15 protein-coding genes are annotated in these 25,806 nt (G+C 54.5%); 6 read left to right on the top strand and 9 right to left on the bottom strand.

The features are described 5' to 3' along the window. Positions 1-65: 65 nt before the first annotated feature. A complete protein-coding gene (locus D7M11_RS05555) occupies positions 66-959 on the bottom strand; it encodes a helix-turn-helix transcriptional regulator (RefSeq protein WP_158606469.1) in 894 nt (297 codons plus the stop codon). 386 nt (positions 960-1,345) lie between these two features. Here D7M11_RS05555 and D7M11_RS05550 point away from each other — a divergent pair, with 386 nt between their 5' ends. Beyond that, complete coding sequence (locus D7M11_RS05550) at positions 1,346-6,295, top strand: Ig-like domain-containing protein (RefSeq protein ID WP_120746171.1); 4,950 nt, start codon at positions 1,346-1,348, stop codon at positions 6,293-6,295. 314 nt (positions 6,296-6,609) lie between these two features. Continuing rightward, on the top strand, positions 6,610-7,323 hold the full coding sequence (locus D7M11_RS05545) for a TerC family protein (RefSeq protein WP_120746170.1): 714 nt from the start codon (positions 6,610-6,612) through the stop codon (positions 7,321-7,323). A gap of 162 nt (positions 7,324-7,485) precedes the next feature. Here D7M11_RS05545 and D7M11_RS05540 read toward each other — a convergent pair whose 3' ends face one another. Then, positions 7,486-10,119 carry a TIM-barrel domain-containing protein gene (locus D7M11_RS05540; protein WP_120746169.1) on the bottom strand — a complete coding sequence of 878 codons (2,634 nt, stop codon included), beginning with the start codon at positions 10,117-10,119 and terminating at the stop codon, positions 7,486-7,488. Between the two features lie 155 nt (positions 10,120-10,274). On the opposite strand from D7M11_RS05540, the gene D7M11_RS05535 reads away from it, so the two are divergent. The 4 genes from D7M11_RS05535 to D7M11_RS36315 all read left to right on the top strand — a co-directional run bounded on the left by D7M11_RS05535 (position 10,275) and on the right by D7M11_RS36315 (position 15,534). Beyond that, complete coding sequence (locus tag D7M11_RS05535) at positions 10,275-11,492, top strand: Gfo/Idh/MocA family protein (protein WP_240040964.1); 1,218 nt, start codon at positions 10,275-10,277, stop codon at positions 11,490-11,492. 344 nt (positions 11,493-11,836) lie between these two features. Then, positions 11,837-13,105: an ABC transporter substrate-binding protein gene (locus D7M11_RS05530; RefSeq protein WP_158606467.1), complete on the top strand. Its 1,269-nt coding sequence runs from the start codon at positions 11,837-11,839 to the stop codon at positions 13,103-13,105. Between the two features lie 66 nt (positions 13,106-13,171). Beyond that, positions 13,172-15,253: a hypothetical protein gene (locus tag D7M11_RS05525; protein WP_120746166.1), complete on the top strand. Its 2,082-nt coding sequence runs from the start codon at positions 13,172-13,174 to the stop codon at positions 15,251-15,253. Positions 15,254-15,390: 137 nt separating this feature from the next. Next, complete coding sequence (locus D7M11_RS36315; protein WP_158606466.1) at positions 15,391-15,534, top strand: hypothetical protein; 144 nt, start codon at positions 15,391-15,393, stop codon at positions 15,532-15,534. A gap of 83 nt (positions 15,535-15,617) precedes the next feature. Here D7M11_RS36315 and D7M11_RS05520 read toward each other — a convergent pair whose 3' ends face one another. The 7 genes from D7M11_RS05520 to D7M11_RS05490 form a co-directional block, all read right to left on the bottom strand. After that, on the bottom strand, positions 15,618-18,101 hold the full coding sequence (locus D7M11_RS05520; RefSeq protein WP_240040963.1) for a beta-propeller domain-containing protein: 2,484 nt from the start codon (positions 18,099-18,101) through the stop codon (positions 15,618-15,620). A 412-nt stretch (positions 18,102-18,513) separates the two neighbouring features. Next, entirely contained in the window at positions 18,514-20,076 is a 1,563-nt protein-coding gene (locus tag D7M11_RS05515; RefSeq protein WP_120746165.1) for a sigma-70 family RNA polymerase sigma factor, read from the bottom strand. Between the two features lie 198 nt (positions 20,077-20,274). Continuing rightward, positions 20,275-21,240 carry an ABC transporter ATP-binding protein gene (locus D7M11_RS05510; protein WP_120746164.1) on the bottom strand — a complete coding sequence of 322 codons (966 nt, stop codon included), beginning with the start codon at positions 21,238-21,240 and terminating at the stop codon, positions 20,275-20,277. After that, positions 21,237-22,217: an ABC transporter ATP-binding protein gene (locus D7M11_RS05505; RefSeq protein ID WP_120746163.1), complete on the bottom strand. Its 981-nt coding sequence runs from the start codon at positions 22,215-22,217 to the stop codon at positions 21,237-21,239. The genes D7M11_RS05510 and D7M11_RS05505 overlap by 4 nt, the downstream gene beginning before the upstream one ends. Positions 22,218-22,246: 29 nt before the next feature. Then, positions 22,247-23,146: an ABC transporter permease gene (locus D7M11_RS05500; RefSeq protein WP_120746162.1), complete on the bottom strand. Its 900-nt coding sequence runs from the start codon at positions 23,144-23,146 to the stop codon at positions 22,247-22,249. Then, complete coding sequence (locus D7M11_RS05495; protein WP_120746161.1) at positions 23,139-24,086, bottom strand: ABC transporter permease; 948 nt, start codon at positions 24,084-24,086, stop codon at positions 23,139-23,141. The genes D7M11_RS05500 and D7M11_RS05495 overlap by 8 nt, the downstream gene beginning before the upstream one ends. A gap of 66 nt (positions 24,087-24,152) precedes the next feature. Further along, positions 24,153-25,805, bottom strand: coding sequence for an ABC transporter substrate-binding protein (locus tag D7M11_RS05490; protein ID WP_120746160.1), 1,653 nt, complete (start codon positions 25,803-25,805; stop codon positions 24,153-24,155). Position 25,806: the final 1 nt, after the last annotated feature.

The raw sequence follows: 25,806 nt of genomic DNA, 5'->3' as shown, positions 1-25,806 counted from the left end.
ATCGGCGATACGTCTGACATTGTCGGCCGGTCGTCGATCCGTTTCCATTTGGTTGTATTAGCCGCTTAACGCGTTGAAGGCATGAAGCTTTCAAACGATTGGGCCGACTGGATGCGATATTGCTGCGGAGTGAGGCCGTATCTTTTTTTAAAGCTGCGGCAAAAATAGGCGGCATTCCGAAATCCGGAGTTTTTGCCTACTTGATCGATCGGTAAAGAAGTAGTTTGCAGAAGAAGACAGGCTTCGTCCAGTCTTCTTTTTGTTATGTATTCGGTGATGGTGCTGCCCGTATATTGGCGGAACAAGCCCGACAAGTAGCTGGCGGACAGGTGAAGATCGAGGGCGAGCTTATTCAAGTGGAACGGCTCTTTGAAATGCAGGTTGACCCATTCCCATACTTTTTCCGGATAGTGCGCGTGCCGGAGGGGGAAGGGCCTGGCGACAGTATCGACCTCGATAAAAATGCGAAGCTTCAAGAAAGACATGAATTGCAGCAAAAAGACATGAAACTGTTCCTTCTGCTCATGGAGGGTAACGGCGCGGAGCGCTTCGTCCAACAAGGCGAGATGCCCCGATAGCTCCTTGTCCTGCTTCGGGTCCAGCTGGAATATTTGCTGCTTCGCGACGGACTTCTCCAGAACGCCGAAAAAGTCGCAAAGACGAGGAAACAGCTGGATAAACGGGTCCGAGAGCGGAAGCTTGAACTTGACCAGCGATCTTAAATAAGGAAGCTCGTAGGAAAGCAAATGCGGCTGATACGGCTGAAAAAACACCAGAGCCCGCGGCCCCAGCGTATACAGCCGGTCATCCAGGATCAGACGGCCGGAACCTTCGTGAATGTACAGAAACTCAATTCCTTCATGGGCATGGTAGTGCTGGACCGGAACGTTTTGCCACTCCTTATGCAAAAAATAAAATTGGTTGCAGCGAAAATTAGGGCGATCGATCCTGGGCTTCATATGATCCCACCCCCTTGTCCTGAGGAAGATGCTTTCATTATATGACAGTAAGAAATTAACAGCAATTGCTTTCAAAAGGAAAAAAATAAAGTGCAATTTAACCGTAACGAAGTACAATCGGGACTGTGCTATAATCGCCAAGTAAAACGGAAAACGCATACAATCATGTGGATGGGAGGGATAAAACGGGTTGGCTCGCGATCTATGACTGAGTGGAAAGGGTTGCAATTTTTGAGCGTTCGGGGGCGATTTTACGGAAATGATCTCATGGCAGCTACTGGTATCGGGCCTTCCGAACCTGCTTGCGGTATCGGCGAGAAGACAACTCTGTCCAATCTTGTCGGATTCGATCCGCAATAATAACGCGTGATGGAGAGTGATCGTTCATGAACCGTTATAAGCGCATTTGGATGAGCAGCGTCATCCGAATTCTTGTAGTTGCTCTGGTAGGAGGCTGTTTGTTGCCGTTTTCTTCCCTATCCGCCAGAGACGCGTATGCGGAAGAAGCGAATTTGGTGCCGAATGGGGGGTTCGAGATGTATGCTCCGGCTTCTGGAGGGGGGTGGACCGGTTTGTCGGCGAACGGCTGGTCGACGAATACATTTTCCGGAACGGCCAAGATGGGCGTAGACCGGAGCATGTTCCGCGAAGGAACGGCGTCGCTTTCCATTCAAACGGAGGTCGTAACGCGTGCGGCGATCAGCCGTTCCATCCCGATCCGAGGGGGCGGCTACTACGATATGGGCGCGTGGGTGAAGACGGCCAATCTCGTCTCCGGCGAGGCGGGTGCGACGTTCCGTGTCCAATTTTACGACGCGAATAACGCGAATTTGAACCGCCACATTACGTTCGGCTCCGTCAAAGGGACGCAGGATTGGACGCAAGTGCGCAAAGTGTTTCAGGCTCCGGCCGGCGCAACTCGCCTCTTGATCGAGCTGTTTGTATGGAATGCGACCGGTACCGCCTGGTTCGACGACGTACGGCTTTCCGAGCTCGGAAGCTATGTTCCCGTGACGGGCGTCATACCGGTTTGCGGAGCAAGCGAGCTTACGGTCGGGCAGCAAGTGTACATACCGATGACGGTTCAACCTGCAAACGCAACGTTCCCGGAACTGACTTGGTCGTCGTCGGACCCGAACGTGGCCTCGGTTGCGGGAGGGACCGTAACGGGGACTGGCATCGGAGGGGTAACCATTACCGCCCAGTCGTCCGACGGTCCGAAGGCGTCCTGCGCCTTGACGGTGAGCGGCGCGCAGGGGATGAACCTGCTGCCGAACGGCGGCTTCGAGACGTACGCGTCGATATCCGGCGGCGGCTGGACCGATCGGCGGGCGGACGGTTGGGGAATCGCCATGTTCACCGGCAGTTCCGTGGTTACGGTGGACACGTACGTTCGCCGCGAAGGGTCGGCATCGTTGAACATTCGGGCGGATGCGCCGTTCACCCGTACGGCTGTCAGCCGCTCCATATCCGTCAAGGAACAGCGCTACTACGATATTAGCGCTTGGGTGCGGACGGAGCTCATGTCGGCGGATGCGACTTTTCGACTGCAGTTTTTTGATAGTGCCGGCGTCAATTTGAACCAGCATATCCGTTTCGGGGCGATTACGGGCACGCGGGATTGGACGCTGGTGACGCACCGAATTCAAGTGCCGGCGGGCGCGGTCCGCATGCTGTTCGAATGTTTCGTCTGGGAGACGACGGGAACGGCCTGGTTTGACGATTTACGGGTCGCTGAAGTTGTACCGGTGAAAGAAGTCGTTCTGGATCGCAGAACCGGGGCCCTTGGCGTCGGCGAGCGGATCAGCCTGCAGGCAACCGTTCTGCCGGTTAATGCGACGAACAAGGAGCTCGTTTGGAACTCCTCCGATCCGAGCGTGGCTAAGGTCACTTACGGAACCGTCACCGGAGTTGGCATAGGTACGGCCCGCATCACGGCGCAGTCGGCGGATGGGAGTCCGAAGGCGACCTTTATCGCCGCCGTCGGCGACGGAGGCTCCAACTTGCCCGATAGCCGGTATACGGCGCAAACTTCCGGAGGTACGCCGGTAAGCGGAACGATGGCGGCGAGCGACGGCAGCGGCAACCGGCTGACGTATGAGCTTCTCGATGCGCCGGCAAACGGGACGCTGCGTCTGGACGGCTCGGGCGCATGGACGTATATACCGAATGACTACTTCTCCGGAACCGACCGGTTCCTTGCTACCGTGACCAACGGCAAAGGAGGCATCGCTTCAGCGGAAGTCACGATCGAAGTGCTGTACGTCAACCATCCGCCGGTCGCCCAGGACATGCAGAAACAGACGGTGAAAAATCAGGCCCTTTCCGCCAAAATGACGGCTGTCGACCCGGACGGGGACACGCTGCAGTATGTGCTGTTATCGCAGCCGACCCGCGGCTCGGTGACGATGGATGCGTACGGGGCATGGACTTATACGCCCGGAACGAACTACATCGGTCCGGATTCGTTCCGCGTTGCGGCACGGGACGGAAAAGGGGGCGAAGCGCTTGCGGATGTTCATTTATTTGTCGTTCCGACGCGCGGGGACCTGATCGCCCGTTTGAAGGAGCAATCGCTTGGGCAGCATCCGCGGCTGATGATGAAGGCGGTCGATGTGACTCGCATGCGGCAGCTCATTACGACGGATGCAAACATGTCGAAATGGTACGCCAACTTGACGGCGAGCGCCGACAAAATATTGACGGATCCGGTGGCGAAATATGAGATTCCGGACGGCTTGAGGCTTTTGGAAACATCCCGCCGGGTGCTGTTGCGTGTCCAAACGCTCGCGATGGCCTATCAATTAAGCGGGGACGCGAGATACGCGGAACGGGCCTGGAATGAGCTTGAAGCCGCGGCGAATTTCCCGGATTGGAACCCGCGCCATTTCCTCGATACCGCCGAGATGACCAACGCTTTCGCTATCGGCTACGACTGGCTATATTCGTACTGGTCGCCGGAGCGGAAAACCGTCATTCGCACGGCGATCGTGGAGAAAGGGCTGAAGCAGGCGCTCGGCGAATATCGCAACCCGACCTGGTGGTCGATCGCCAAGCATAACTGGAACTCGGTCGTAAACGGCGGGATTGGGCTCGGCGCGCTGGCGGTCGGCGACGAAAGCCCGGAGCTGGAAAATCTCGCGGGCGAAATTTTGGAGAGCGCCTTGAAGTCGCTGCCCACCATGCTGGCGGAGTACGCTCCGGACGGCGGTTGGCCGGAAGGTCCGGGCTATTGGGAGTACGGAACGCTGTATGCGGTATATTTGTTCGACTCGCTATATGCCGCGCTTGGCACGGACTACGGCCTGTCCGATATGACGGGCATTTCCGAGACGTTCGGCCATTTGATGCACTTTAACGGGCCGAAAGGGACTTTCAATTTCGCCGACGCGGGGGTCGGCAATATACGTTCGAATCTCGCCCTATGGTTTGCAAAGCGCTTCAATAATCCGGAGTACATCTGGTATCACCGCATGTTCAACGCGAATAGCGGCGGGGTGTTCGACCTGCTGCGTTACCGCGCGGATTTGTACGCCAATCCGGTGAAACCCGTCTCTCTCGATGCCTATTACCGGCATGTGGAAACGGTAAACATGCGCAGCGACTGGGCGGATCCGAACGCGAGCTATATCGGATTCAAGGCGGGAGACAATGCCGCGAACCACAGCCATCTCGACCTCGGTTCGTTCGTGTACGATGCGCTCGGGGTACGCTGGGCGAACGATCTCGGCTCCGAAAATAGTACGTACCAACTCGGCAGCGCGTACCGCTGGGATTACTACCGGCTGCGCGCCGAAGGGCACAATACGCTCGTCATTAATCCGGGAACGGAACCGGATCAGCCGCCGAACGCGAAGACGGCGATGGAACGGTTCGAAACGAACGAGCAAGGGGCGCTGGCCATCGCCGACCTGACGGCCGCCTACCGCAAAGATGCGCTGTCCGTGAAACGCGGGATGATGCTGTACAATATGCGGAAGGAGGTGCTCCTGCAGGATGAAATTCATCTCAGGCAGCCGTCCGACGTCTGGTGGTTTATGCATATTTCGTCGCAAGCGCAGGTCGACATCGCGCAGGATGGCAAATCGGCGCTATTGACGCAAGGCGACAAACGGCTATGGGTACAGCTCCTTTCGGCAACGGACGCGCAATTTGCCGTCATGGACACGGCGCCCCTCCCGACATCGCCGAATCCGGCCCAGGCCGTCAACAGCGGCTACAAAAAGCTGGCGCTCCATGTAAGCGAGGCGCTGGATGAGACGATCTCCGTCTGGATGGTGCCGCTCATGCCGGGTGAAGCACTTCCCGATGCCCCGCCGGCGCAGAGGCTTTTGCAGGAATGGTCGCTCGGCGCTTACCGGGCTCCGGTTCTTAGCGGAATTCGGGTGAACGGAATTCCTCTTGGCGAGTTTAACCCGATGCGCTTTTACTATGAGACGGAGCTGCCGCCCGGAACGGAAAGCATTCCGCTCGTGGAAGCCTTTTCCGCCGATCCCGATGTTTCGGTGAGCGTCGTCCAGCCGGATCTCGTTACGGGTACGGCGAAAATAAAAGCGGCGTTCCGCAGCCCCGGCGGGCCGAAGCTTGACTATAACGTCCGCTTTTATTTGCCGCCGATTTTGGGAAAACCGTCCGGCCTGGTGACCTATACCGCGACCGGCGTAGCGGCCAGCGATGCGCAGGATCCGAACGTTCCGGCCAACACCGTGGACGACGATATGAATACGCGCTGGTCCGCTGAAGGCGAGCAGTGGATCAAGTACGACCTCGGCGAAGAAAAGCGGGTGAACGGCGTTTCCATCGCCTTCTATCAGGGCGATCAACGGTATTCGTATTTCGATATCCAGCTTTCGCCGGATGGCGTAACCTGGACGACCGTGTTCAGCGGGCGAAGCTCCGGAACGACATCCGGACACGAAACGTTTGTTTTCCCTGAAGGCCGGGCCAAATATGTTCGCATCCAGGGGCACGGTAACTCGCAAAGCGGCTGGAACAGCTACTTGGAGACGGGCATTTACGGACCTAAGCCGGTCACCGGAGTAAGCCTCAGCGAGAGCAGCCTGAAGCTGCACACCATCGTGAGACCGCAGGCGGTCCTTTCGGCGGCCGCCGTTCCGAACGACGCGACGAACCGGCAGCTGGAGTGGAGCAGCGCCAATCCGGAGGTGGCGGCCGTTGACGCAGACGGGCGAGTGAGCGCAATCGGCAAAGGACGCACCGTAATCACCGTCCGGACGATGGACGGCGGATATGTCGCGGAATGCGAAGTGAAAGTCAACGGACCTTCTAAAGATCATCCGTACGAGAATGATCAAGATAACGATTCGGAATGGTAAATTTGCATGGAATAGCTTGCTCATCCTTGTGCTTGACTGCCCTTCTACTTTTCCTGTACAATAAAAACAATCGAATCAAAGGGGAGTAGCTACTACAGCAAAGTCGTCATTACGGGATTCGCGTCCCCGGCTTTGTTGGCAACGACTTTCGTTGTTAGCAAGACCTTTGCCGTCAAGGTAAAGGTCTTTTCCGTTTTGTTTTTAAACGGCCTTTACCGCCTGGGTAAGGGTCGTTTTTGCGTTTGGAACGGGCAGCAGCTACGCATCCTAAACGGAAACGGCGCTTATCCGCACACAAGAAGGAGGGATCCAAGATGGAATGGTTTACAGGCGAAATGTTATCCGCACTGCTTATGATTATCGTCATCGACCTGGTGCTGGCGGGAGACAATGCGATCGTGATCGGGATGGCGGCGCGCAACCTGCCGAAGGAGCAGCAAAAGAAAGCTATTATTTGGGGAACCGTGGGCGCGGTCGTCATCCGGGCTGTCGCGACGCTTGCCGTCGTATGGCTGCTGGCCATTCCGGGACTGCTGCTTGTCGGCGGATTGTTCCTCGTCTGGATTGCGATTAAACTGCTGACCGAGGAGAAAAATCATGACAACGTCAAAGCGGGCACCTCGCTCGGAGCGGCAATCCGGACGATCGTAATTGCCGACGCGGTTATGGGCATCGACAACATTCTAGCCGTAGCCGGAGCCGCGCATGGCAGCTTTGCGCTTGTTGTCGTCGGCCTCGCGATCAGCGTACCGGTTATGGTATGGGGAAGCACGCTGGTCCTCAAGCTGATCGAGAGATTCCCGGCTACGATGTATATCGGAGCGGCCGTACTTGCACTCACGTCGGCCAAGATGATCGTCGACGAGAAGTTCATCAAGGCTTGGATCGGCGAAGGTGTGCTGAAGTGGACGATCGTGGCGGTTATCGTAGTCATCGTCATGGGTATCGGCATGGCGATCAAAAAGTCGCGGGCGAGCAAATCCGCCGAGGCCGAGAAAGCCGCAGGCGAGCCGTTCAAGGCTTCTTAAGGAAGTGGTTGCACGGCTGAAAGGCGTGCGACTGAATTTGATTCTCCGTACAAAATGATTGTAACGCCCCCGTCCAGACATAGCAGCTGGACGGGGGTCTAAACCTCAATGAGAGAGCATTTTGTTTCCAAAATGCAAAAACTATTTGTTTCGGGCAAATAGCTAGTTTTTGATTTCCCCCGGCGTAACCCCATAATATTTGCGGAATACGCGAATGAAATGACTGATGTCTTTGAACCCAAGCGTATAAGTCGTTTCCGATACACTGTTGCCACCCTGCAACAGTTTTTTTGCATGCTCCATTCTTTTTTTCAGAATGTACTGAGGAAACGATACACCCATTTCTTTCTTGAATACCCTGCCAAGATGTGAAGCATTAACATGCAAACGCTCGGCTGCGTCTTGCAGGCTCCAATGATGTCCGTCCTGCGCTTCCATCAAATCGACAATCTTTTTGACCAAAGGATGATGTAGTTTCACGATGGCTGTTGCTGCAATGGTGCGGTTTCCGGTCTCCGGCTGATTCATGAAGCGTCGGTCAGTCAAATCGTAAATGATTTCTATCGAGATACTTGTCGGATTTATTGCGCCTTCTTCGACGAAAAGACGGGCAGTCCATGCGGTTCGATCGAAAAACCAATAATCGCGATTAGAAAAAGAGGCTTTATCTATATCGGAGGTCTCTGTTAAAGAAAAACCGTTAACCGTTACTTTAAACGGCCTTGCTTCCAGATGAAATTGAACATCATAGATGCGCCTAGACGGCATTCCATCGTAACGCCCGGTTCTTAGGCCAATTTCCGCGCGCAGAGATGTACTGTTTGCTAAACAACGGATTTTGGTTTCGGCGATTTCCTGCTGCAAATAGGAATAGGTCGTACCATCGTCTTCCAATAATGTATAATTGCTTTCCCCGTGTGGATAAAAGTGCAATCCGATGATTTCCTTTTGTTTCTCTTCGATACACTCGCCAGCGGTCCAAGTCGGGATAATCACGCCGGCTCGCACATATAGTGGACCCCCTGCGGGGAAAGGGACGGCAGGCGTCAACCACTTCAGTCCGGCATGCTTCTCGCCTGTCCAGTAATCGATCCATTCGCCATTCGGTAAATATACCTGCTTTGTAAACGCGGCAACAAGAAATGAATCGCCAAACATATATTGATTCAGTAATTGGTTCGATAGAGGGTCTTCCGGGAAGATCAGGGGCATTGCTCGTACGATGGGCATTCCTGTGCGAGCAGCCGTATGTGCCGCAGAATAAATGTAAGGGATAAGAGAATAACGCAGTTTAGCGTAATGCCTAAATGTTAACAATAAATCGTTCTTCAAAATAGACGGATGGCACCAGAACCCAGAGCTGTTTACAAGCGACCATGCTTGCAAAAAACCGAAATGGATCCCTTCGGGCGAAGATACGTCCATATCGCTTGTTGTATTGGTATGACCGGTTAATCCATGATTTAATACGGAAATCAGCGTCGATTCGCCTTGCGAGTTTCCGGCCCATGTGGCTGCATATTGCTGCAAGCCTGCATATCCGACAGCGATGTAATTCATCGAGCGGCGCCCCGTTTGTTTTTGAAAGCCTTGATGCATTTGTTTGCTCAGCAGGAGGGGGAATAGATTGCGAATTTCCGTGTCGCTCATTTGATTTCCCCATATTCCTGTCGGATGTTGGAAGGAGCTTTCCGGCACGACCATCTTGAATGAAGATACGCCAACCTCAACAAATTGACGTATTTGAGCATAAAAGGAATGCTCGTCTTCCAAGCTTACATCATAACTGCAATTTAACCAAAGGCTCATTTTAAAACCGTGATTGTGCAACGTATCGATAAAGGGAGCTGTATAGTTGGAGGAGGAGGACACTCGAAAACGGTTCTGATCCCAACGAAATGGAAATGGAATCTTGCCGTCATTGTCTTCTTCCATCCAACCGCGCTCAAGACCGATCACATCGCAAGGAATACCGTCTCTGCGAAAATTCAAAGCATCGTCGATCATCTCGCGTGCGTTGGTGTACGAATGACAGGCGAACGTTAAACCGTAAGCCCAAATGGGCATCATAAGCGGTCTTCCTGCGACTTCTGTATAACAATCAAGCAATTCGGCATAATCGTCTCCGACAAACAGAAAGTAATCCAGATCTCCATCTTGCCCGCTAATGAATAAACGATCCGCAAACGTGTGAGCAATATCAATGCGGTGTCTCCATGTCGTATTGACCAGCAGCCCCCAGCCTTTACTGCTCATAAGGAACGGTACGGGAGCATGGCGGCTCACAGCATCGACCTTCATGTCGGCGGCATGTCCCCGGTGCTGAATGTGTTCCCTCGTTTCGTCCCCTAGCCCGTACATCATTTCGTCCCCGGATAGAAGAAAATGGACTTCAAAGCCAGGTATAGAAGCCGGATTTTGAACATTCTCGGCATGACAGGTCAGCAAATCGCCGCGACGATTGAACAAGGCTAGCTTTCCGCTGTCTTTGTCAACGCGCAGGGATGAGTGGTCAGTATGTATCATGATGGAAGTATCGTTTTGCTCCATCGTATATGTTGTAGATAGGGTAGGATGAATAATACCGTAACGAACAAGTGGAGGCTCCTTAATATCGGCAGTATGACTTGTACGTATCCGAAATGTACCGTGTGAGAGCGGATCTATGCGTAAATACGAACGATTTGCGATTGGGAGCAAGATGTGTGGATTGTCCATGGAAGATGCATTCCCTTCTTCATTCCGGTTACGGATTGCATATAAGCGCATCGCTCGTAAATAGACCAAATCTTGCATTCAGCAGACCGAAAGCTGCACCAATTGTCCTATAACTTGGACAAGATGACATTTACAATGATTATAGCTTCCGATCAGGAGGAGAATCAATAATGAATAACGGGTGTTTCATGCTGAGAGGCGAAAGGACGGGGTAAATGGGAGCACAACGGACTGTGAAACTTGGTGTCATCGGATTAGGCGGACGCGGCAGAGGGCTGCTAACGCTTTTGCTGGGAATGGAGAATGTAGAAGTCCTCGCAATTTGCGATGCGTTCGAAGAACGGCTGGAGAAAGGCCTTAGTGTCGTAGCGGAAAATGAACGTCCTCCGGCAACCGGTTATTCGGATTATCGGGAGCTGCTCGCCCGATCCGACATTCAAGGGGTAGTCATTGCTACGACTTGGGTAACCCATGCGGAGATCGGTATTGCCGCGATGCGGGCGGGCAAATATGCTGGTATCGAAGTTGGTGGAGCCGCTGCTTTAGAAGAGTGCTGGGAGATGGTCCGCACATCGGAGCAGACCGGTATGCCGTGTATGCTGCTCGAGAACTGCTGCTACGGCCGTAACGAGCTGGCGGTGATGAATATGGTGAAGAAAGGCCTGCTGGGCGAGATCGTTCATGCTGAGTGCGGGTATGAGCACGATCTGCGCGAGGAAGTGGCGATGGGCGATGTGAACAAACACAACCGTTTTCATAACTATTTGCACCGTAACGGCGACGTGTATCCGATCCACGGCCTGGGACCGGTGTCCAAAACGCTCGAGATCAACCGCGGCAACCGTCTCGTGACACTGACCTCGATGTCTTCGAAAGCGCGAGGCATCAAGCAGTGGGCGACGGACAAGTTTGGCGAGAACGATCCGAAGGCAAAGCTGGACTGGACCCAAGGTGATGTCGTTACGACGATGATAAGGTGCGCGGGCGGCGAAACGATATCGATCATTCACGATACGTCGCTGCCCCGTCCGTATTCTAGAGCGGGCCGCGTGCAAGGGACGAAGGGACTGTGGATGGAAATCAATCATTCGATCCATATCGATGGTCGCACCCCGGCGCACAAATGGGATTCATTCGACAACTATTTGGAAGAGTACGAGCACCCGATCTGGAAAATGTATCAAGAGTTAGGCGTGCGCGGCGGCCACGGTGGTATGGATTACCTTGTGTTGCAGGCTTTCACGGAGAGCATCATGAACGGCACTCAGACCCCGATCGATGTGTACGACACGGCGGTATGGATGGCGATTACCGTATTGTCGGAAGAGTCCGTCTCGCTCGGCAGCATGCCGGTTGCGATCCCGGACTTCACGAAAGGCAAGTGGATCAACCGGGAGCCGGCGCCGGTCAGCCGGTATGCCCTGGACGCCGTTCATGATCAATTGTTTTAAATTGAGAGAGATCTCCCACAGGCCGTGATGAACCTGGGGGAGATCCTTTCTTTTGTTTCACGTGTCTAGCGAAACACGTCTTCTAGCCAGTGAAAGTTCAACACACACATAAATAGACCGAATATTGCATCCAGCAGACCGAAAAGCTGCAACAATCGTCCTATAACTCGTGCAAGGCAGCGCTTACAATGATTATAGATTCCTGAAAAGGGAGGGTCAGAAATGAAAACGGATTAATAGGCAGGGATAGAGCAATGTTTTTCTGTGTGAAAAAATAAAGGGAGGCAAGAAGGATGGAGAAAAAGAAATACGGCAAACGGTATCAGTTGTTCTTGATCGCGGCTATGCTGCTGTTTGCTTCAGCATGCGGGGCAGCCAAGGGTGCTAAAGAGGGCGACAAGGGGGAGACGAAGACCAAGGAGCCGGTCGAGCTTGCGTTTTACTTTCAAAACGGCAATTGGACGGAAGAACGCTTTATGGATTTATTCGGGAAACATATTCAGGCAAAGTTTCCCCACATAACCCCGAAACTTATTTTGCAATCGAAAGGACCCGTAGAGGATTTTATTGCGTCGGGAACTATGGTCGATATATGGTTCAATACGGCCAGTTCCGTTCCTATGAACATAAGTATGGCTATCGACTACGATATGTCCGAGCTGATCAAGAAAAATAACTTTAATTTGAATCAGCTAGAGCAGACGTCGATCGAACGGATGCGCAGCATGGCCAACGGCGGGCTTATTGGACTGCCGTACAGCGCCGAGCTGATCTTGCTGTATTACAACAAAGATTTGTTCGATAAATTCGGCGTTCCTTACCCGAAAGATGGCATGACCTGGGATGATATTCACCATTTGGCGAAAAATTTATCGCGAAACGATGGCGGAGTGCTTTATCGAGGCATCAGGTTTAACGTTGCATTCGGCCTTCTCTACAACCAGTTATCCGAAGCGTTTGTGGACCCGAAGACAAGCAATGCGACGCTCCAGACAGACAAGTGGAGAAAAGTTATTGATAATATGACGCGACTTTATCAGATTCCTGGCAATGAGGCGACAGTACCCCAAATCACTAACCCGCTGAAAGGATTTTTTGAAGATAAAGATACTGCAATGTTTGTCGGAAACTCGGCCAACGCAGTAAACATATGGGAAATGACAAAAACGATGAACTGGGACGCCGTGCAGCTTCCGTTCTTTAAAGACGCTCCAGGCGTCGGTTCGCAATTGGAGCCATGGTATGCCGAAATTACGCGGCAAAGCAAACATAAGGAGGATGCTTTTGAGGTCATTGCCTACATTACCTCGGATGAGATTCAGACGAAGCTGGCGCGACAAGGCATTGTCCCTATTACCGTTAAACCGGATATTATAAATCAATTTGGCAAAGACAACCCTGTCTTTCAAGGGAAAAATGTTCATGCGTTTATTCCATGGACAAAATCCAAGCCGGCTCCGTCGCCATCGCGATCGGTGTATGTCGGGGCTGCCGCGCCGAAATTGTATTCATGGTCTTATAAGATTATTGCCGGCGATATAGACATGAACACCGGTCTTAGAAGCGCCCAGGAAGAAGCTGAAAAAGCGGTCAAGGAAGCAATGTCCAAATAACAGGAATCGTGGCGAAAAACTTCTTTCGCCACGAGCCCGAACATATGGAGAGGTGAGAATACCGATATGGATAATGTCGAACAATCCGTTGGCGAAAGACGATTAGAAAGCGAACCGACTGCGGATAAGCCGGGCAAAATCAGCCGGCGGAAGCTTCTCGGAGTGCTGGGTATGACCGGCGCCGCCTTCGCGGCGAATGAAATCCTGGGCGCCGGCGACAATTTGCTGCAGGCGAAGTCCGTGAGTGAACAAGTGTACGGACCGGATTTGAGTCCTCCGCATAAAGATGCGCAGCACCCGTCTCCGCCCCAGTCTCCATTTCAACATAATGTGTTGCCTGGTCGTGATATGGCTGGGGCGCATCCAGCTAGCGCGATTTTGGATGCGGGAGGAAAAACGCAGCAACAATTAAATAATCTCCTATATAGTCCAACCAACGGGACGCCTTACGTTAGAACGATTTTTGAGTTCATGCCTCAAGATGTTATTGATGATGTTTTTGGCGCAAAAGTGCTTGATCATGCTCCTTATGTTCAAGAAGCTATTAATTCGCTTGGGAGTGGCGGCGTTCTATGGATTCCGCTAACGAGTTCAGCGCAAATCAACATCGGAACGACAGTAAACATTTCATCAGCGCATCGATCGCTAAAAATCATTGGCACACGAGGCACAGCAAGCCGAGATTCAAGTCTTGCGACATTCAAATGGACAGGCGCGGTAGATGGCGGAGTGATGTTTGATATTTTGCAATCATGGGGGATCACATTTGAAGACTGCTCCTTCAATGCCGCAGATCGAGCTACAAACATTATAAGATTGCGGGCTGAGACTTATGGATTGCCAGTGAGACCCTCCCATCGCCATAATTTTGTACGGTGTGGTTTTGGATCCGCTTATAAGCAGTTAGTGGTCATTGGTGACGGTGGCAATGAGGATATGATCAACATCAAGTTTGATTCTTGCCAATTTGATTATTACAGCGGAAATACTTCATCAGCATGTCCATCTGGTATTTTTATTGATGCACCTCAAGCGTATTCCATTGACTTTGACAACTGCTTGTTTGCACGCGCCGGATACCCGAACAACTTTTTTCACATACGCGCTGGTTCTGTCAATATCCATTCGGCTTGCTTCGATGGCAATGTTGGCTCGGTGGATATTTATTTACAGCCATACATCGGGGCAATCAGCCCGCAACTGACCGTCACACACGCTGAAACACAGTCAGACTGGTTCTTAAAGACAGTAAGTGGTATGGGCATCTATCCAACACGCACCGTGTTGTTGCAAAACATTCGCCATCGTGCGGATAACGGACAAGCGAAACCGATGTCGATTTATTGGGACCTGGGGCATCAGTGTCAACTTGTACATGTGGGATGTGCGCTTCATGGCATCGAAATCGGACCGAACGCTGCATCCGTTGTTGAAGTAGCTCCGCAATGGGGTAGAACGGGCGGGGCATACCCGATCACGGGTTACGAGGGTAATCTATCCGTTCTAACTGGCTTGAATGGTTTTAACATCACAGAGTCCAACAGAACATCCAAAGGCGGTTTGCGAATTGGCGAAAATATTTTCTGTGTCAGTGGTGATGATGGTAACGACAATCCGCTAAATCTGCCGGGTAATAAAGTCGAGGGCGACTTCTGGATTAATAATAAGTCGTCCATTGCGAAGTCAAAACCGGCTATATATCGCTATGTTGGTACACGCAGAACATTGATGTCAGATTCTGTGGTACATCAAACCTACACCAAAACAGTAACAGCGAATGCGGGCAAATATGACTATGCGCTAGATTCAGAAGCAGTCCCGCAAATGCATGCCATTTATGAGGTTCGGTGGAACATCTTGGCGGATAGAACAAACACCATTTACGAAGCTGGCGTTTTTCATATATTCGTTAAACGCGTTAGTGCAACCATTCAAGTAGTTAAAGTTGATGTAAGTAAATCGCAGCAAGCAACCCCGATTATTACAACCAGTGTTACAATGTGGAACGGATTCGTTGAAACACCGGCAACAAGCGCATCGCAAGCTGCATTAAATACATTTGTTATACGCTTGAAATTCTTGGGTATTCTTGATGGCCTGGTTAGCGGAACGGAATTGAATGTTTCCATGCGCAGAATTGGACACTAAACCTTCGTACAAGGGCTGTATCGAAGCGGTTAACCCGCTTTGAAGCAGTCCTTGCAGCTACTGCTGCAACGCAAGTTTTACTCAAATCCATATTTTAACTTATTGTGGTAAAATGAGATAAAAAAGGATGCGAGGATATGAGCTGGCGTGTGGTCGAAAAAATAAAAAGCAATCGGTTTTTGTACGGGCTGTCGATGAGTTTGCTTTGCTTGATTATCGCCGCAAGCACTGTTTTTATGGCATTTATTTTGTTCATCTATTTGGCTTTGCGTTATGAATGAACGCCTCTATCGGACCGGATGGCAAGCCCAAAAAGGAGCCGCCGCTTTGCGCGGAGACTCCTTATGTGTTTATAGCGGTGAGCTTAACGGATCGGCAAACTGCCCTTTTCCTGCATCGTCGTCATGTCGTTTGCTTTGATCAGCCCTTTGGACAGCGTGTACAGCGTATCCCCGATGTAGAGCACGCGCTCTACATTGCGGTCGTTATTGTATGGACTGCTGCCGGCCTTCAGCAGCTCTTGCTCAGTCAGGTGAGTGATCGGCGCCTTCAATTGGAAGCCGTTCGTCAGATCGAGCCGATATACATAGGCGCCCTGGAATTTGAACTGGCCATAGGCCGTTACACTGTCGGCGCCGGCGGTTTTGTTTGGTATTTCCATGACGGTGACCGGGAAGGCGAGCAAGTTGTTCTCCTTCGAGAACAGCAGCGCCTTGTGGTTATGCAGCAGCTCGGATTCGGTGCCGCGGTCGCCGATCACTTCCTTGAACATCTCGACCGGCTTTGAGACGTCAGTTACATCGAACAGGCTCAGCTTCATGCCCTGGTAATACGCCACCGTCCGGTTCGGGTCGGAAGCGTCGCCCTTCAGCGGAATTTCCGCCGTTTCTTTGCCGAAGCCGATCAGATGCGTTTCGTCGTACGGATGCAGGTAATCGCTGTATCCCGGTATTTTCAGCGCGCCGAGCACGGCGGGAGCCGAAGGGTTGGTCAAATCGATCGCGAACAGCGGATCGGTGTTTTTGAACGTAACCATATACGCGCGATTACCCATAAACCGGACGGAGTAGATGCGTTCGCCGGGAGCGATGCCTTCCAGCTTGCCCAGCGGCTTCATCGCCTCGTCAAGCGTGTACATGTTGTTTTTGGATGTGTTTTCGTCTGTTCTCCATATCTCGCCTGTCGTCGTGGCGATGCGGAAAATGCCGTTATGCTCATCCATCGAAAATTGGTTCAACGCCGTTCCCGGCACCTCTCCCTGTGTGACGAACTTCGTTTTACCTTGCTCGAGCCGGAATTTGTACACGGTCGTGTTCGTTTCGTAGCTCAGTGGCGCTATTTTGCGCTTCGCCGAATCGGAACCGGAAGGCTCGGCAGCACCGGCCGTAGGGAGGGCCTTCGTTTTGCCGACGGCCACGTACAGATTTTGGCCGGATGCAAACACGTTTTGTCCGGAGCCGAGATAAGCCGCTACGTCCATCGGTTGCTCGGCGCGATCCAGATTGATGCCGCCTACGAGCATATAGTTCGATTCCGGAGATTCCGGGAAATAGCGGATGTCCGGGAAATCTACCGATTTGGACTCGGCGGATACAGCCGAATCACGGTAAAACGGAACGCTCGAGCTTGCCTCATCGGTTTGTTCGGAACCGGCGACTTTTTTGGTCATATAAGCGTAACCGGCATATTTATTCGTAACTAGGTAGAGGGCCGACCCGATCTTTCGGGAGGTTACATAGTTGCCGTCCAGTTCGACCTCGCGGATTTGCTTCGGTGCCGTCTTGTCGGTGATGTCGTATATGATCGCTTTGACGGCCGATGACACGGGGCGGATCGGGGCGATCATTTTTTGCGATACGGCGGGTGATGCGGAAGCCGAATTGCTCATGGGCACAGGCTCGGCCGTTACGTTCCGGCTTGTCGAGCCGACGACCACGAGCCGGTTGTCGTCTACATACAGCTCATTCGGACGGAAGACACCGCCAAACGTAACGGTGCTCGCTACGCTCATCTGACCGGCAGGAACCGCTTTGGCGATTACGATCCGGTCTTTGTTGACCTGGTACAAATAGGTGCCGTCAGTCTTGACCACATCGGCTTCGTCGACGCCTTCCACCTGCGTGTTCGTCTTGGAGTAATCCGCTGACGTGGCTTCCGACTTCTCCTTGGTTGCCGAAACGGCAGGAGCGCGTGGGCTTTCGGCGCCGGCTACGGGTGCCGCCGTCTTGGCGAGCTGGTCGGTGACGAATACGGGCATCGGACCTTCCGAGGCGGGCATGGACCCGGCGGATACGGCTATTCCGCTTCGGGATTGCCCGGCTTTCTCCAGCAGCGCCTTGTAGTTGTCGTAGCTGCCGACGGCAGGCAAGCTTTGCAGATGGTCGATCGCTACCGTTCGCGTCGCTTCGTCCCAAGTGACGATGGTGTCGAACGATTCCCCGATTACGCGCAGCGGCACCATTGTAATATCGCCGACGAGGCGCGGCACGGCTTCGAGTCGAAGCGGCTGGTCGTTCTTGAGCGCATCATGCGAATCGAGCGTCAGCACGATCTCGGATGACTCCTTGCGCAGCTTGACCGACCGGGCGCCTTCGTCCCAGCTTACTTCCGCCCCGAGCTTCTCCGCAATACCGCGCAAAGGCACCAGGGTAACCCCGTCCGCGAGGAGGGGGCCTCTTTCTCCGAAAAAGGGCTGGCCGAATAACGAAATTCGGATATCGGCTCCTTCCTCAGGCGCCGCTGCGGCCACCTGTACCGGGCTTGAAGCGGACGGACCGGATGCGAGGCTGGCCGCCGTCGCCACCGATGCGAGCAGCAGAGCCGAAGCGAGTACGATCGTTTTGTTCAACTTGTATTCCTCCCGCCATTTCAGATGGATTGATACGCTTTAAACGAATCCGATTGGCAAATTGTTGCAATTGGCGGGAGGTTCGTGCAAAAAAATCGAATTAGAAAAGCTTCATCGCTGACTTAGCGGAACTTCCGCTTCCGTTATCGCTGTCTCAGCGGAACCGCAAGTTCCGTAATCGCCGCTTCGCGAGCCTCACGCTCCTGCATAGCGGAAGCCGAACTTCCTTTATCGCTCCAAATACCCGGCTCCAATCGGGCTATCTGCGGTTTTAACGGAACTTTGCTTCCGTTATCGCACGGTCAGCACCGTTCCGCCAGCGATAGCGGAACTTTCACTTCCGTTTCCACTTCCCAGCCCCCGGCCAGCCCCCGATCCTAGGAGCTTCGCTCCAAACTTATCCATTCTGCTGTTAGTTGCCCGCGAAGCGCTGCCGCTCCTCATCCCAGCGCCACGGAATACGATGTCCCGACAGATGGACGCCTCCGTACCACTCATCGATTCCGGCGCTAACGACCCAGTCTTCTTCTCCGGCGAGCACCCGTCTGCCGAACTCCGTCAAGGCGAACGTGCAGTCGCGGAAAGACGGCGCAGGGTCGCTGAACGATGGGAAAGCGGTCAGTGCTTCCGCATGAAGCAGCGGGTGCGGGCCGCGCGACATTTTCGCGAGACAATGCCAGTACGAGAGATCCCCCATGCCCAGTCCGTGCAGCTCGTCGCCGACCTGGCGGAATAGGGTGAGCGGGGAATGGACGCCGCCAGCGACCTTTTCCAGCGTTAGCCTCTCGACGATGCCGATCCCGCGACCGGCGGACGGGAAACGCGCCAGATGAAGCAGAAACGCATCGCGTACGAACGGCAGCGCCGACGTATCGCCTTGAAGCAGTTCGAGCAGCGGGAGCGGAGTCGAAGCGCAGTAGGCTTCCCAGACGGCAGCTCCTAGTTCCAGCTCTGCGGCTCCCATCTGCTGCCAAGTGCCGTGCAGCGTTCCAAGTTGGTCCGGGGTGAGCTGCCCGAGCCCGCGGAATAGCGGAATGCCGGGGTACTCCCCGATGCACAGCAGACTGAGATGGGTTCGGCCAAGCGTCTGCCGCGAGAAGTAATGGAGCAGCTGGCAGAGCATCGTCTGATCGAACAGGTCGTGCTCGAACCAAAGCACGATTTCCCCGTACTCGCGGAAATTCGCCAGCTTGGCCTCCTGCTCCTCGCTCATGCGGATAAATTGCTCGCTCGGTACGCCGATCGTTTGCTCCAAGTAACGGGCGCGGGCGGAGCGATTCACGGGCTCGGCCGCATCAACGAATACTGGGCCGTCCGGGTACACCTCCCTCCAGACGAGAATGTCTCCGGTGACGACACCTCGCAGCTTCTCCGCTACGGAATCGCCGTTAACAATATGCAGCATCGCTGTTCCTCCTTCGGAAAGATCGTGTAATACGGATGCAAAATCGGCTACGGGCAATCTGCCCTTCAGCTTCCTTCGCGCATCAAACAGCCTTTTTTTGAGCGCAGGCACGCTCGTACCGACACAGGAGGCGATATCCGGCAGCGAGTAGCCGTGGAAATAAAACAGCTGGACCGCGATCCGCATATTCGGAGGCAGATCGGCTACGCTATCGCGAAGCAGCCGCCGCAGCTCGTTACGAATGACGGTATCCGCAACGTCCGGCTCGTTCGAAGGCTGGCGCGTCCATTCGTGAAGCGGCGTCGCCGGATGCCGCTTTTTGCGGATCAGACGGCTGCAGCGGCGGACGACGATCGTTTTGAGCCAGCCGGGGAACGCTTCCGGCTTTTGCAGCTCGCCCAGATGCAGATAAGCTTCGGCAAAAGCTTCCTGGACCGCATCTTCGGCCAGGTAGGCATCCTGGAGCTTTCCGTACGCTACGGCGTGAGCCATTGCCGAGTATTGCCGGACGAGCTGCTCGAACGTTTCGCGGCGTTCCGGCTCCGTTTCCGGGAACGGCTGCAGCGGCATCGAAATCCCCTCCTTGTTCGGTATATGTATAAGTGCCGCTTCGGCTAGAAAAGGTTACGAGTCTACAAGTCGCATTAGGGGAATCATGTTTACTTTATCATAAGTAGGAGGGGGGCCAAAGCGGATTTGCGGCGCGGGCAAAACGAAAGCCCCCGGCTTCAGCGCGATGCTGAGCGGGGGCTGGCAGTAAATTCGCAATCAGTACAGCAAGCAAGCGACCTGATGACCGGGCGTGATTTCTTTCAGCGCCGGACGTTCGAGCGCGCAGCGGTCGAATGCTTTGGGACAGCGGGTATGGAACGGACATCCGCTGGGCGGTTTGGCCGGACTCGGTACGTCGCCCTCGAGCACGATGCGCTCGCGTACAGCCGATCGTTTCGGCTGCGGAGCCGCCGACAGCAGCGCTTCGGTATAAGGATGCAGCGGGCGGCGGAACAGGCTGTCCGCTGACGCGAGCTCGACCATTGTTCCCAAATACATGACCCCGACCCGGTCGCTAATATGCTTGACGACGGCGAGATTGTGCGAGATGAACATGTATGACAAGTTGTACTGCCGCTTCAGCTCGACCATCAGGTTGAGGATTTGCGACTGGATCGAGACGTCTAGCGCCGACACCGCCTCGTCGGCGACGATTAGCTTCGGATTCAGCGCCAAGGCGCGGGCAATGCTGATTCGCTGGCGCTGGCCGCCGGAAAACTCGTGCGGATGACGGAACCGGTCCGACTCGCGAAGCCCGACCGTTTGCAGCAGCCGGCACACTTCACCGTCAATGTCGGTTTTGGAGGCGAGTCCGTGAATGAGGAACGGTTCGGCGATCAGATCGCGGATTTTCATTTTCGGATTCAGCGACGAGTTCGGGTCCTGGAAAATCATCTGGAAATCTTTGCGCAGCCTGCGAAGCTGGGCGGGAGCTACCTGGGCGATATCCCGTCCCTCGAACAAAATTTGCCCTTCGGTCGGATCGAGCACCCGCATAATCATCCGCCCGGTCGTAGATTTGCCGCAGCCCGACTCGCCGACGATGCCGAGCGTCTCCCCGGCGTTCAGCGTGAACGAGACGCCGTCGACTGCTTTGACATGGCCGACGGTCCGGCGCAAAAATCCGGATTTGATCGGAAAATATTTTTTCAGTCCGGTCACTTCGAGCAGCGTTTCGCTCATGATGCACCTCCGTGTGCCACATCGCACCTCACGTAATGTCCGGGCGCGATTTCCCGCAAATCCGGCATCCGTTCGACGCAGGAAGGCTGCACTGCAGCGCAGCGTTCGGCGAAACGGCAGCCGCTTGGGAAGGCCGCGGCACTGGGGACGGTTCCCGGTATCGAGATCAGCATATCTTTTTGTTCGTCCAGAGACGGAATGGAAGCAAGCAGCGCTTGCGTGTACGGATGGTGCGGTTGTTCGAAGACAGTGTCTGCGTTTGCGCTTTCCACGACTTGTCCGGCATACATGACGACGACATGGTCGGCCATTTCGGCGACGACCCCAAGATCGTGCGTGATTAGGATGATGGACGTTTGCAGGTCGTCGCGCATTTTTTTCATCAGCTCGAGCACCTGGATCTGGATCGTGACGTCCAGCGCGGTCGTCGGTTCGTCCGCGATGAGCAGCTTCGGCTCGCATACCATCGCCATCGCGATCATGACCCGCTGTCGCATACCTCCGGACAGCTGGTGCGCATATTCGCCGAAAATCCGCTCGGGCTGAGGGACCCCGACGAATCTGAGCATATCGATCGCCTTCGCCTTCGCTGCGCTTTTGGAGATGCTCCGGTGCTGCAGCAGCACTTCCACGATCTGGTCGCCGACCTTCATGACCGGATTAAGCGCGGTCATCGGCTCCTGAAAAATCATCGAGATTTGATCGCCGCGAACGCGGGTCATCTCTTTCTCCGTCAGCTTCGTCAAATCTTTGCCCTGGAACCGGATCTCGCCTTCCACGATGCGGCCCATCGGCTTCGGCAGAAGCTGCATGATGGATAGGGAGGTGATGCTTTTGCCGCTGCCCGACTCTCCGACGATACAGACGATTTGGCCTTCGTCGACATCCAGATCGACGCCGTCTACGGCGCGGATCACATGTTGCTTGGTGTGAAAATGCGTTTTCAGGCTGCGGATTTCCATGAGCCGTTCCGCCATAGAGAGACCTCCTTTCTCGTATTCGGAGTTCACCGCTTCAGTTTCGGGTCGAGCGCGTCCCGCAAAGCTTCGCCGAGCAGGCTGTAGGCAAGCACGGTGGCGAGGATGAGCACACCGGGATAGACGGCCAGAACCGGCGCGGTCCAAATGTACGTTTGCGAATTTTGCAGCATATTGCCCCACGAGGCGAGCGGCGGCTGAATGCCGAGCCCGAGATAGGACAAGCCGGATTCAGCCAGGATCGCCCAGCCGATCCCCAGCGTAGCGAGAACGATAATGGACGAGAACGTTTGTGGCACGACGTGCCGGAACAGAATGCGCCACGGGTTCGCGCCGAGCGTCGTCTCGGCCTCCACGAGCGAACTGCTGCGCCATTTCAGCACTTCGGCATGCACGATACGGGCCATCTGCGGCCAGTACGTCAGCCCGACGGCGATAATGACGATCGGCGGACTGTTGCCGAATGCGGTAATTTCAATCAAGATCAGAAAAAACGACGGAATCGACAGCATCATATCGACGACGCGCATGATCGCGTATTCGGCCGCGCCTCCGAAGAAGCCGGCTATCGAGCCGAGCAGGCCGCCGAGCAGTACGGCGAGCGCCATAGCGGAGAAGCCTACGGTCAGCGTGATGCGTCCTCCGGCCACGATACGCGCGAGCTCGTCGCGGCCCAGCTCGTCCGTGCCGAGCAGGTGATCGGCGCTTGCCGGCATTGTAGCCGATAGCGGATCGGTGTCGGTCGGCGAATGGCTCAGAAACAACGGGGCAAGAGCGACAAACAGATGGAGCACGATAAGGAAGGCGAGCGCCGTTTTCCCCCAGACAGACAAACTTTGCAGCGTTTTGACGATGGCCGTTCCGATTCCGGGAACGGCCGATGAGACTTGCGACGGACGGCTGATCGAACCTGCGGCTTCTTTACTCATAGCGAATCCTCGGGTCCAGGACGGAGTAGAGCAGATCCGTCAGCAGATTGGTGATGATTACGATCGAGCCTACGAGCATCGTCACGCCCATGACGACCGTATAGTCGCGATTGGTCGCCGCTTGCACGGCAAGCCTGCCCATGCCGGGCCAGCCGAACACGTTCTCCACGACAACGGAACCGCCGAGCAGAATCGGAATGATCAGGCCGATGATGGCGGCGATCGGAATGAGCGCATTGCGCAGCGCGTGGCGGAAAAAGACGCGGAAGCTGCCGAGCCCTTTCGCTCTGGCCGTGCGGATGAAGTCGAGTCCGATAACGTCGACCATCGCCGAACGCGTAAATCGGATGATATTCGGCAGCATCAGGATCGACAGTGTCAGCATCGGCAGCACGATATGATGAGCCAGATCGGCTATCGCAAATTCGCTTCCCGCGGTCACCATGCCGGATGAAGGGAATATTTGCAGAATGACGGCAAAAACGATAATGAACAAAATGCCGAGCCAAAATTCGGGAATCGCCATACCGAAGGTAGATGTAAAGGTAATCAGGCGGTCGATCGCGCCGCCGCGCTTGACGGCGGCCAACACGCCGAGCGGAATGCCGATCAGCAGTGTAAACGTCAAGGTAGCCGCAGCCAAAATGACCGTATTCGGCAAACGTTCGCCTAATAGCGAGGCGACCGGCTGCTGGGAATCGAGCGAAAGGCCGAGATCGCCGCGAAGCAGCCCTCCGAGCCATTCGCCATAACGCTGGACGACCGGTTTGTCGAGTCCGAGCTGCTTCGTCAACGCTTCCCGCTGCTCGGCGGTCGATTCAAAGTTCATGATGGCCGACGGTCCGCCGGGTGCGAGGTTGATCAGGAAGAAGGTCAGGATCGACACCAGAAAGAGGGTGAGCAATCCTTGACAAACGCGCGAGACAATAAATCGGGCCATCGGGACATTCGCTTCCTTTCTTCCGGGGGACGGCTAGGTGCTCCGTCTCCCGGTGGATGGTTTGCTTTATTTTTGAACGGTCCATTCGGTAATATGGTCCTCGGCCACAATAAACGTGGTTTTCGGAACGCTCAGTTTCTTTTGCGTGGCTACAGCCAGCGTCGGGTACCACAAGTACAAATACGGAAGCTCTTCGGCGGTCATCTTTTGTACGTCGTTGTATACTTTAACTCGCTCATCCGTCGTTTTGGCGGCTCGTCCCGCCTCCAGCAGCTTGTCTAGCGCCGGGTTTTTGTAGCCGGGGATGTTGTTGCCCTTGCCGGCCGCGCTGCTGTGATAGTAGGCGAGCACATCCGGGTCGACCGGCGCGCGCCACCAGCAGAGAGTTGCGTCGTACTGACGGTTGCCGACGACTTTCTGCACATAGGTGTTCCAGTCGATTACTTGCAGATTGACCTTGACGCCAATCTTCTGCCAGTACTGCTGCACGAGCTGCGATGCTTGAACGAGCACGCCGTATTGTCCGGCCGGCATGTTGATTTCGAACGTTTTGCCGTCCTTCTGCAGGAATCCGTCGGCACCCGCCGTATATCCGGCTTCCTTGAGCAGTGATTTCGCTTTTTCCGGATCGTAGGCGTACGTTTTTACGTTCTTGTTGTAATATTTCTCCTGGATTGGTGCGATAGGTCCGGTAGCCACTTGGCCGTAGCCTTTCAATACGCCCTTGATGATCGCTTCGCGGTCGATGGCGTGGAGCAGCGCTTGACGGACTCTCACGTCCTGGAACCGCTCCTGCGTGAAGTCGAGAGCGACCCAATAGTAGTTGTTGTCGGCCAGCTCGTTGACGGTCAAGTTCGGGTTCGACTTGAGCTTCTCCATCAGCGTCGGATCGGTTACGTTCACCATCGAGAGCGTGCCGGACAGCAGCTGGGCGATTTGCGTATTGCTGTCGGGTACGATGCTGACGATGACTTTGGCGACTTTGGCTGCGCCGCCGTAATAGTTCGGATTGCGTTCCAGTTCGACGTGCTGGCCGGCCATATATTTGGTGAGCGTGTACGGGCCGGTTCCGACCGGTTTTTCTTTATTGAAGGAAGTCAGCTTCCAAGGGTCTTGTCCTTCAAAAATATGCTTCGGCAATATTTTGGCGTACCAGGCCAAGTAGTTCGGTAAGGACGACCACGGCTTCTTCAGTACGAACTGCACTTGGGTCGGGCTGACAACGAGGACTTTCTCGACGTCGACGAAGTTGGAGGAGTTGCTGGCGCCAAGCTCTTTCTTCAGTACGATTTCGTTAAACGTATAGGCGACGTCGTCTGCAGTGAATTTCTTGCCGTCGGACCAGGTAACGCCTTCGCGAAGATTAAACGTCCAGCTCATCCCGTCGTCGGCCATCTTCCAGTCCTTTGCCAGCGCGGGAACGGGCTGGTAGTCGGTTCCCCACTTGGTGAGGCCGTCGAACAAAATTTCCGTTATCGGCTGCGATTCGGCATAGCCGGTTGGGGACCAAGGGTTGAAATTCGGTTCCGCATTCGTGGCCAGGTTAATCGTGGCGTTAGTATCGATATTGGCTGCGGCAGCCGGCGGCGTTGTCGTTCCGGCAGGCGGAGCGGAGCTGTCCGGCTGGTTTGCCGTTTTGGCGCTGCAGCCGGAAAGGGCAAGCGCTCCGGCGAGAACGGTTGCACCCAATGTTGTCATCCATGATTTGCGTTTGTACATG

Source organism: Paenibacillus ginsengarvi (assembly GCF_003626695.1).
Lineage (GTDB): Bacteria > Bacillota > Bacilli > Paenibacillales > NBRC-103111 > Paenibacillus_AB > Paenibacillus_AB ginsengarvi.
The sequence above is the reverse complement of the archived record's forward strand: the minus strand, read 5'-3'. Positions and strand labels throughout refer to the sequence as shown.